The organism is Ruminococcus sp. 1001713B170207_170306_F1 (assembly GCF_015668065.1).
GTDB classification, from domain to species: Bacteria; Bacillota; Clostridia; order Lachnospirales; family Lachnospiraceae; genus Blautia_A; species Blautia_A faecis.
This window is the reverse complement of record NZ_JADPEX010000012.1, coordinates 96,411-106,723: the sequence shown is the minus strand read 5'-3', so window position 1 is coordinate 106,723 and position 10,313 is coordinate 96,411. Positions and strand designations below refer to the sequence as shown.

Sequence of the window (10,313 nt, the reverse complement as noted above, 5' to 3'; positions counted from 1 at the left end):
ATCAATATAACAAGCCCCAGCAAAAAGCCGGGGCTAATACTTCAATTATTTTAGGACATTTTCAAAAACGCTTGACATCCACTTTTTTTGCTATTTAATGTGTTGAAAGTTGTTAAAGGCGGACGCATTCGGACAATGGTGATTGCTCACTCGCCGGCGCAACGCTCCAGCGAACTAACTGCTAACTGCGACTAAATCGTTCAGGAGAGCCTTCACGATTAAGTCTCCGTAAGCAGTGGATTTCGCCTACGCTAAAACCGCGCCTGAAATGGCTCGCTAGAGCAATCACCATTGCCCGAATGCTGTGTACTGGCTGGGACTTATTTGTGCGTAGGAACTTTCAACAGGTGGAGAGGGTGAGTGACTGGTTTCCCTATACTGTATCGGAAACGAAAATTTATGGGAAACTTGCCGGAAATTAGCGGCTTTTACAATTTCTATGAAGTATTTGCACATTTTAAGGGTTGTTTTGCAAACAAAAACTTGACATATTATTTTATGTGTCTTCGATACCCCATTTAGCTGGTTGATACTTCGCAACTTTATTGGTTTTACCTAATCTATCATTGTCAAGAAAGTATCGGAAAACCAATCACTTCCCCTCCCCCTCGTTAAAAGTTCCTAAATAACCTCATTTCCAGCCGACACACAGCATTTGGGCAATGTGTATTACTCCAGCGAGCCATTTCAGGCGCGTTCTTAGCGTAAGCGAAATCCAGCGCTTACGTAGACTTATGCGTGAGGGCTCTCCCGAACGCATTAGTCGCAGTTAGCGATTAGTTTGCTGGAGCGTTGCGCCGGCGAGTGAGTAATACACATTGTCCAAATGCGTCCCTCCTGAAGAACTTTTCACCCTCCCAACACACTAAATAGCAATTTGAGTTATAAAAAAAACAGATGCTGTCGGGATGCCATGCTGTCTCATATTTCAAGTCGTTCCCGGCAATATCTGTTTTTTACGATTTTATGGACACCTTAAAAGGTGCCAGTTTGCAACTACTTAATCAGGCAACTGCAAACTTCTGTAATGTACGGTTAAATTCCTTGCTCTCGCCATGGCACTGTACAGTAAGAACCTTTGTAAGATCCATGCTCAGAACTCCCAGAATGGATTTTGCATCAATGATGATTCTGTTATAGAAAACATCTATGTCAAAATCACATTTACCCGCTGCCCTTACGAATTCCTGAACATCTTCCTTCGCATTCAGCTTAATCTGCTTCTGACACATCGTTATCACCCTTTCTGTTTTACAGGAATTATAGTTTCCTTTTCTATCAAAATCAAAGGCTCTCGAAAACGTTTTCCCTTGATTGAGGCAAATTATGCACCAAGTCTCGATATTTGTCAAGTTTTTTCTTTCACACTTTTTTGTAACATTTCAGAAATAAATATACCGATTGCACAAATATGCAACCGGTATATTGGTAGTTATGCACTATTTTATTATTGTGGAAGTTCTGAGACAACCTGCACAGGCAAAATTATTTCTCTTATATCTTATGAATTTCAAAATCATTTTGTAAATTATTCTCATCTGGAATTACCATCGGATACTTTCCGTCAAAGCATGCCTTACAAATAGGAAGTCCACCTGCCATGCCCTCCAAATAATCAATCTCCATATAACCAAGGGAATCTGCCCCAATCATCTTACAGATCTCTTCTGTAGAGTGCTGCGCCGCGATCAGCTGGTCATTACTTGGCACATCGGTTCCGAAATAGCATGGATGTAAAAATGGCGGAGAACTGATCCTTACGTGTACTTCAAGAGCGCCTGCTTCTTTCAACATGCGGATCAGGTTTGCTATGGTGGTTCCACGGACAATAGAGTCGTCCACAAGCACAATGCGTTTTCCTTTTACAACAGCATCCAATACGCTCAGCTTCAGATGAACGCTGGATTCTCTCTCCTTCTGAGTAGGTTTGATAAAAGTTCTGCCGATATAAGAGTTCTTATAAAATGCAAATCCGAATGGAATACCAGATTCTTCAGAAAATCCTTTGGCAGCAGGAAGACCGGATTCCGGAACACCGGTGACAAGATCTGCCTCCACAGGATAAGATTTTGCAAGGGATTTACCGCCACGGATACGTGCATCATAAACCTTTACACCGTCCATGGTACTGTCCAGTCTTGCAAAATAGATATATTCAAAAACACAGTGGGCACGGGTTTTCACCGTATCCGCAAGAGTCATGTCTGACTTCACGCCCTTACGGCTGATCGTAATCATCTCACCAGGTTCGATATCACGGATAAACTCGGCACCTACAGAAGTAAGTGCACAGCTCTCAGAAGCCAGCACGTAAGCATTGTCCCTTTTTCCAAGGCAGAGAGGCTTTAAGCCATAGGGGTCACGGACTCCGATCAGCTTACGGGGACTCATGATCACAAGACCGTATGCGCCTTGCAGCTTCCTGGCTGTATTCAGAACTGCCTCCTCTACACAGCTGGTATGTACCCTCTCTCTGGCTACATGAAATGCGATCACTTCTGAGTCAGTGGTGGTATGAAAAACTGCTCCGCTCTGGATCAGTTCCCATTTCAGTGTCCCAGTGTTAACAAGGTTTCCATTGTGTGCCAGTGCCAGACTTCCTTTTACATAAGATAAAACCAAAGGCTGTGCGTTCTCTGCAACGGATGCTCCTGTTGTGGAATAGCGTACATGTCCGATTCCGATATCACCACTCATCTTATGGAGTGTATCCTCGCGAAGCACCTCGCTTACCAGTCCAAGATCTTTGTGAAACTTAACATTTCCAATAGGTCCCTTAGTATCCGATACTGCCAGGCCACAGGCTTCCTGACCACGGTGCTGCAAAGAAGTCAGACCATAGTAAATTGAAGACGTCACATCATTTCCATCCAGGTCATAGATTCCGAAGACACCACACTCTTCTTTAATCTCTGCCATTTGTTTTCCTCCTCGGTACTGAGTTTTATTTTAATGATCAAATCCAATCTCCAAAATGCATCCCATTTCGTCGATTTGGCGTATTGCCAAATAAATTTACAGCCAGGGACGTATCGTTATGCAGGCTCTAGAGCGTGTTTGAGAAAGGCTTTCTGCAAGATGTGCGTCACAATTTGTGGGAGATTTTGTCCGGATGAAGGCGCCGTAGCGGGCTACGGCAACTGAATTCGAGCAAAATATACCGCAAAGTGGGGCGTGCAGATTGCGGGAATGATTTTTCAAACAGGCTCTAGCTGTAAATTTGCTTGGCTCTGAACAAAAATTATAATGGAAGAAACCTATTTGTCAAGTATGCCTATCCTAATTTGAGCAAGAACTTTTTTCAGTCAACCGCAAAATCTTTTTGGAATTTTTTTCAAAAAAACTATTGACATCTGTTTTTTTTTGAGTATACTACAGAACATAAAGCAAAGGCGCTTTGGAATACAGAAATGTATCCAAGGCGCCTTTTTCTTTTATCAAAAATAAGGATGAAGAAAGACATGAAAAGTGAAAGGAGCGTATCCGTTATGACACAGAATATTCCCGAAATCTATGGAAGTCTTGTTTTCAACGACAGGATTATGCGCAGTAAATTACCTAAGGACATGTACAAAGCACTGAAAAAGACCATCGAAAATGGTACTCACCTGGAGCTTGATGTTGCAAACTCCGTTGCAGTAGCCATGAAAGAATGGGCAATCGAAAATGGTGCTACTCATTATACACACTGGTTCCAGCCTATGACAAATGTAACAGCCGAGAAACACGACAGCTTCATTTCCCCAACAGGCGATGGACAGGTGATCATGGATTTCTCCGGAAAAGAACTTGTAAAAGGTGAACCGGATGCTTCCAGTTTTCCATCCGGCGGTCTTCGTGCCACTTTTGAAGCAAGAGGATACACAGCATGGGATCCAACATCACCGGCCTTCATTAAAGACGGAACCCTTTACATTCCTACAGCATTCTGTTCCTACAGCGGTGAGGCACTTGACAAAAAGACTCCTCTCCTTCGCTCTATGGATACCTTAAATAAAGCAGCCGTAAACATGCTTCACGTTCTTGGAAACAAGGGAATTAAACATGTTTCCACAACAGTAGGACCTGAGCAGGAATACTTCCTGGTTCCAAAGGAGCTTTATAAAGAAAGAAAAGATCTTGTATTCTGTGGACGTACCTTACTTGGTGCTCCAGCTCCTAAGGGACAGGAAATGGAAGATCACTACTTTGGAACTCTGAAGCCAAAGGTTGCAGCTTACATGCATGATCTTGATGTAGAACTCTGGAAGCTTGGCATTCCTGCAAAAACAAAACATAACGAGGTTGCTCCTGCACAGCATGAGCTGGCTCCTGTATTTGATACCACAAATGTAGCCGTTGACCACAACCAGCTGACAATGGAAATCATGAAAAAGGTTGCTGACAAACATGATCTGGTTTGCCTGCTTCACGAAAAACCATTTGAGGGAATCAATGGAAGTGGTAAGCACAACAACTGGTCCATGATCACAGATGATGGCGTAAATCTTCTGGATCCTGGAAAAACACCATCTGAAAACATTCAGTTTCTTGTCTTCTTAATGGCAGTTATTAAAGCAGTTGATGAATATGCTGATCTTCTTCGTATCTCCGTTGCAAGTGCAGGAAATGATCACAGACTTGGTGCCAACGAGGCTCCGCCCGCAGTTGTATCTATTTTCCTTGGTGATGAACTTACAGAAGTTCTGAAGTCTATCGAAAATGATACTTACTTTACTTCTCAAGGCGCTGTACAGATGGATATCGGAGCAACTGTTCTGCCACACTTTGTAAAAGACAATACTGACAGAAACCGTACTTCACCATTTGCATTTACCGGAAACAAATTCGAGTTCCGTATGCTTGGTTCTGCTGCTTCTGTTGCAAACCCGAATATTGTATTGAATACAGCTGTTGCGGAAGCTCTTGACCAGTTTGCCAAAGAGCTTGATGGTGTAGCTCCGGAAGATATGGAACATGCAGTTCATGAACTGATTAAGAGAGCCATTAAGAAACACAAACGTGTGATCTTCAACGGTAACGGTTATACAGATGAGTGGATTGAGGAGGCTGAAAAACGTGGTCTTTACAACCTGAAGTCTACCCCGGATGCTCTCCCAATGTGGATTGCCCAGAAGAATATCGACCTGTTCACAAAGCACAGCATTTTCACCAGCGAAGAGCTGCACTCTCGTTATGAAATCTGGCTTGAGAACTACTCCAAGACCATCAACATCGAATCTAACACAATGGTTGAAATGGTTCAGAAAGACCTTCTTCCATCGGTTATGTCTTATATTGAAGAAATTGCAAGCACAGCAAGTCTGAAAGCATCTGTTGTTCCTGGAATCACCTGTGAGAGTGAAACTGCTCTTATCACCAAGCTGTCCGGACTTCAGGATGCTATGACAAAAGGTCTTGAGAAGCTGAAAGCTGATACAGCAAAAGCAAAAGCAACTGATGATGTTCTGGAAAATGCAAAACTGTATCAGGCTGAAGTACTTGAGGACATGGCAGAACTGAGAAAATCTGCTGATGAAGCTGAAACTCTCATTCCGGATGATCTGCTTCCATATCCTACATATGGAAAACTTCTCTTCTATATCTGATCAGATTTACAGAGGAGAATTCTAAATGAAAGAAACTGTTCCTGTTTTTGGAATTTGTTTCTCACACAGGTAAATACAGGGGATATCTATTATGAAACTCTACTTCATAATTCATTATCGATTTCCTCATCCATTAATCACACGATACGGATATCCCCTGTTTTACATATTAATTTTACAACTGAATATTTCTGCAGACGCAGACAATATACCAGAATCGTAAAGGCGCGAAAGAAAAAACAAATTTGTTTTCTCTTTCGCGCTTTTTGATATTAAAAACGTGTTTTTCGAAACATTTCGAAAAGTGCGAAAAGAGGGAGGAAATTATTATGGATTATTCAGCAGTAAACACGATCTGGGTACTTGTTGGTGCCGCGCTGGTCTTCTTTATGCAGGCCGGATTTGCTATGGTGGAGACAGGTTTCACCAGAGCTAAAAATGCAGGTAACATTATTATGAAAAACCTGATGGATTTCTGTATCGGTACTCCGGCTTTCTGGTTAGTTGGATTTGGAATCATGTTCGGTGCAGGAAACGGCTTCTTCGGAAGAATCGGCGGTATCGCTTCAGAAGCAAATTATGGCAGTGCAATGCTTCCTGACGGAGTTCCGTTCTGGGCATTCCTGATTTTCCAGACAGTCTTCTGTGCTACTTCCGCTACAATTGTTTCCGGTGCTATGGCTGAGCGAACCAAATTCTCATCGTATTGTGTATACAGTCTTATGATCAGCCTTGTAGTATATCCGATTTCCGGTCACTGGATCTGGGGCGGCGGTTTCATCAGTCAGATGGGCTTCCATGATTTCGCAGGTTCCTGTGCAGTACATATGGTAGGTGGTGTGGCCGCCTTTATCGGTGCCGTCATTCTTGGACCACGTATCGGAAAATATTCCAAAAGTGGAAAATCAAAAGCAATTCCAGGTCATAACCTGACAGTCGGTGCACTTGGTGTATTTATCCTCTGGTTCTGTTGGTTTGGTTTCAACGGTGCTTCCACTGTATCCATGGAAGGCGATGCAATTGTAAGTGCAGGAAAAATCTTCGTTACCACAAACCTTGCTGCTGCAGTTGCAACTGTAACGGTTATGATGATCACATGGATCCGCTATAAAAAACCAGATGTATCCATGTCACTGAACGGATCTCTTGCAGGTCTTGTTGCAATTACTGCAGGATGTGATACTGTATCTCCTGCATCTGCTGCTATTATCGGTATTGCAGCTGGTTTTGTCGTAGTATTTGGTATTGAATTTATTGATAAAGTATTAAAAGTGGATGATCCGGTTGGTGCTGTTGGTGTCCATGGCTTAAACGGTGCATTTGGTACTCTCGCCGTTGGTCTTTTCTCCGATGGAGCTGGTACAGGCTGGAAAGGTCTTCTTGTTGGCGGCGGTTTCCACGGATTTGGTGTACAGCTTGCCGGAATGCTTATCACAATTGCATGGGTTGCAGTTACAATGACAATTATTTTCCAGGTTATCAAACATACTATGGGTCTTCGAGTATCTGCTGAAGAGGAGATTCAGGGTCTTGATATAAAAGAACATGGTCTTGCAAGTGCTTATGACGGATTTGCTATTCGCGATGCTGTTGCTTCTGTTCCCACTCCTATGGGAACTTCCAGAGAATTTACCGCTGCTCCCAGACCTTCTGCTCCAGCTGAATTCATTCCGGAACTCCCGACAGACGGCGTTCATAAGCTTACAAAGGTTGTTATCATTACCCGTCAGAACAAGCTGGAAGAGTTTATGCAGGCTATGAATGAAATCGGCGTAACCGGAATCACCATTACAAACGTTCTTGGCTGTGGTGTCCAGAAAGGGGCTCCTGCTTACTATCGTGGCGTTGAGATGGATATGAACCTGCTTCCGAAAGTCAAGATTGAAATTGTTGTCAGCCTTGTTCCTGTTCAGAAGGTTATCGAAACCGCCAAGAAAGTTCTTCATACCGGTCAGATCGGTGATGGAAAAGTTTTCGTATACGACATCGAAAACGTTGTCAAGATCAGAACCGGCGAGGAAGGTTACCTGGCATTGCAGGATACTCACGAAGAGTAATAAATTATTTTGACATCTTACTATATTTTTGTTTCCCTTATTTAAAAACAGCTCCTGGAATTTTTCCGGGGGCTGTTTTTCTTATACGTTTCCGGCACATATGTCCGTCACTGCTGCTTCCTATACAAATATTTTGTTATCCATTATATTTCCGCAAAAGTTTTTCCAGTTCTTGTGAAATTTTTTTCGCATCCTCATACTTGCCAGCCTGAAGTGCGAAAGCTATTCGATTCTCCAGTTCTTTTTTCTTCTGCTCATATTCCAGGTAATCCTTATCAAAGTGATCGGCGTAAATCATCTTTCGGAATTTTCGCATACTTACCTTGCGAAGGCCCTTATCCTCTGTGAGAAGCACATAATCCATGCAGTTGGCTACGGTATAAAAATCATGGGAAACCATGAGAACTGTCCCATTGTATTTCTCTACCGCCTGCTCCAGTGCCAGTTGGGAATATATGTCCAGATGACTGGTTGGCTCATCCAGTAGCAGCAGACCTGCACCTGTTCTGGAAATCTTCGCAAGCTGGAGAAGATTCTTTTCTCCACCAGACAGATCACATACCGAACTGTAGATCAGTTCTTCCTCAAAACCATAGGTTTTCAGGTAAGCTATCACCTGATCATCGGTATCAAAGCCTGCATCCTCAAAATTTTTAAGAACAGTGGCCTTCTCATCAAATACCTCCCCATGCATCTGGGAAAGATATGCCATCTTAACATTTTCGCCAAGACGGATTGCCGGGTTTTCTCCTTTGATAACATCACGAAGAAGGGTCGTCTTTCCAGTACCGTTTGGTCCCACAATTGCAACCTTATCCCCTGCATGAAGAACAAAGGAAACATGTTCCATAATCTCACGGTCAAAGGTCACATTATAGTCTTCTACACTTAACACTATCTTCTCAGCTTCATTTTCTGCATTCGCATCTCCCAACTCGGATTTTCTTTCACTTTCCAAAGCTTCTTCCGGATTTTCACCAGAAACTTCCGCATCAAAAACCTCATCTGCATGAAATACGATCTCCGGCTGCTTAATATCCACAAATGGAGACTTTGTCTTTCTCGCTTCCAGACGTTCCAAAAGGGAAACTCGCGCATGCAGGCTTCTTCCCCTTGTTGCACTGTCAATGGCAGTAGCGCTGTTTCGAAGACGCTCTACAATCTTGCGGTTACGCTCGATTTCCTCCATATCTGCCGCAGCCAGCTCCTGCTGCTCAATTTTCATCTGCAAAAGTGCAAAATTATAATCCACATAATTGCCATCAAATTCCTGCATCTCCGTATTTTCCAGATGGAGGATCTTGTTGAAGCAATGATTCAGAAGATAGCGGTTGTGGGTGATCACAAGCAATGTTCCCTTATGGGAATTGATCAGATTCCGAAGTGCATTTAAGTGCTGAAAATCCAGGAACACATCTGGCTCATCCATAATAATAAATTTCGGGCTGATCATCATCTCCCGGATGGCCTGCACCAGTTTGAACTCTCCACCGCTTAAATTTGTAAGAAGCTGATCTTCATACCCAGCCAGACCCGCTGTTTTCAGCTGCTTGCGAATATTACTTTCGTAAAAGTCACCGTCAATGGCATTAAATTCATCTAAAGTCTGCTGATATTCCTCCATCAGCTCCTCCAGATGATCTGTAACTGCCATATCCTCGCAGATCTGGTTGATCTTATTCTGAAGCCTTACAAATTCTTCACTGATGTAATCAAATACCGTAACCTCTTTTTCTCTCTCAATGGTGTAAAACTGACTGACATATCCAATCCTTCCAGGTACATCCACGATCAGCTTTCCATCGTATAAATATTTATCCGGATGAAGGATCATGTTCACCAGTGTACTCTTACCGGTTCCATTGGTTCCGATAAAGGCACAATGCACATCATCCTCCAGGGTAAATGAAATTTTATTATATAACTCTTTATGTGGAAAAGAATAGGATAAATTCTCTGCTTTAATCATAAGTACTCCTCTAATAGTTGCCTTTTATTTTAATTTCGGCAGGTTCCACCTGTAATGTGCAGCCAGATACCGCATCAGGATCACCGCTGCAGATCCAAAGATCAAGGAGAACACCACTCCAAACCAGCGGTACGTATACACACAAACAATAGCTCCCACAATGGATGCACATGCATAAATATGCTTTACAAAAATATAAGGCGGCACCTCTGCCATCATATCACGGAGCAATCCTCCGCCAACACCGGTGATGGTTCCCACAAATACCAGCAGGAAAGTGTTGTCTGCAAACCCCTGACGGATTCCAGTATTTACGCCAACCACAGTAAATATCCCAAGTCCTACAGAGTCCATCACCAGCATTACTTTGTCATAAGTAACATTTCCTTTCAGCATCTCCCTTTTAAAATAAAGAAGAAAAAACACCAGCACTGAAGTAAGCACTGCTACAGCCGCATATACTGGCTTCTGAAAAACTCCCGGAGGGGTAATTCCAAGCGTCACATCACGAATCATACCCCCGCCAACTGCAGTGATCACCCCAAGAACCGAAACTCCGAAAATATCCATCTTCTGCTCCGATCCCACCAGTGCACCTGACGCTGCAAATGCAATAGTTCCAATCATCTCCAAAATAAATGTGATTGTTTCCTGATACCCCATAAAACAATAACCTCGCCCAATTTTATCCTAAAGCAT

General features: G+C 43.0%; 6 protein-coding genes and 2 pseudogenes. 3 read left to right on the top strand and 5 right to left on the bottom strand.

What is annotated here, in order from left to right; all coding sequences use genetic code 11:
* Positions 1–1,004 precede the first annotated feature (1,004 nt).
* From I4V84_RS09245 to I4V84_RS20500, 3 genes and pseudogenes are all read right to left on the bottom strand, one after another.
* The gene (locus I4V84_RS09245; protein ID WP_195991730.1) at positions 1,005–1,232 is read right to left on the bottom strand and encodes an HPr family phosphocarrier protein; all 228 of its coding nucleotides are present in this window, start codon (positions 1,230–1,232) and stop codon (positions 1,005–1,007) included.
* A 262-nt stretch (positions 1,233–1,494) separates the two neighbouring features.
* Complete coding sequence (purF, locus tag I4V84_RS09240) at positions 1,495–2,919, bottom strand: amidophosphoribosyltransferase (protein WP_173715499.1); 1,425 nt, start codon at positions 2,917–2,919, stop codon at positions 1,495–1,497.
* Between the two features lie 96 nt (positions 2,920–3,015).
* A pseudogene (locus I4V84_RS20500) lies at positions 3,016–3,141 on the bottom strand (DUF6783 domain-containing protein); the annotation flags it as partial.
* On the opposite strand from I4V84_RS20500, the pseudogene I4V84_RS20495 reads away from it, so the two are divergent.
* From I4V84_RS20495 to I4V84_RS09230, 3 genes and pseudogenes are all read left to right on the top strand, one after another.
* A pseudogene (locus I4V84_RS20495) lies at positions 3,091–3,234 on the top strand (DUF6783 domain-containing protein). The pseudogenes I4V84_RS20500 and I4V84_RS20495 overlap by 51 nt on opposite strands.
* 254 nt (positions 3,235–3,488) lie before the next feature.
* Positions 3,489–5,588 carry a glutamine synthetase III gene (locus I4V84_RS09235; RefSeq protein WP_195991740.1) on the top strand — a complete coding sequence of 700 codons (2,100 nt, stop codon included), beginning with the start codon at positions 3,489–3,491 and terminating at the stop codon, positions 5,586–5,588.
* A 329-nt stretch (positions 5,589–5,917) separates the two neighbouring features.
* A complete protein-coding gene (locus tag I4V84_RS09230; protein WP_195991728.1) occupies positions 5,918–7,645 on the top strand; it encodes an ammonium transporter in 1,728 nt (575 codons plus the stop codon).
* A 136-nt stretch (positions 7,646–7,781) separates the two neighbouring features.
* Here the strand turns inward: I4V84_RS09230 and I4V84_RS09225 are convergent, their stop codons facing one another.
* Positions 7,782–9,614, bottom strand: coding sequence for an ABC-F family ATP-binding cassette domain-containing protein (locus tag I4V84_RS09225; RefSeq protein ID WP_195991726.1), 1,833 nt, complete (start codon positions 9,612–9,614; stop codon positions 7,782–7,784).
* Between the two features lie 24 nt (positions 9,615–9,638).
* Positions 9,639–10,277, bottom strand: coding sequence for a TRIC cation channel family protein (locus I4V84_RS09220; protein ID WP_173715597.1), 639 nt, complete (start codon positions 10,275–10,277; stop codon positions 9,639–9,641).
* Positions 10,278–10,313: the final 36 nt, after the last annotated feature.

What these genes read in the sequence shown, in the direction of transcription:
- I4V84_RS09235 (WP_195991740.1), top strand. Translation starts at nt 3,489, where the DNA reads ATGACACAGAATATTCCCGAAATCTATGGAAGTCTTGTTTTCAACGAC.
- purF (WP_173715499.1), bottom strand. Translation starts at nt 2,919, where the DNA reads ATGGCAGAGATTAAAGAAGAGTGTGGTGTCTTCGGAATCTATGACCTG.
- I4V84_RS09230 (WP_195991728.1), top strand. Translation starts at nt 5,918, where the DNA reads ATGGATTATTCAGCAGTAAACACGATCTGGGTACTTGTTGGTGCCGCG.
- I4V84_RS09225 (WP_195991726.1), bottom strand. Translation starts at nt 9,614, where the DNA reads ATGATTAAAGCAGAGAATTTATCCTATTCTTTTCCACATAAAGAGTTA.
- I4V84_RS09245 (WP_195991730.1), bottom strand. Translation starts at nt 1,232, where the DNA reads ATGTGTCAGAAGCAGATTAAGCTGAATGCGAAGGAAGATGTTCAGGAA.
- I4V84_RS09220 (WP_173715597.1), bottom strand. Translation starts at nt 10,277, where the DNA reads ATGGGGTATCAGGAAACAATCACATTTATTTTGGAGATGATTGGAACT.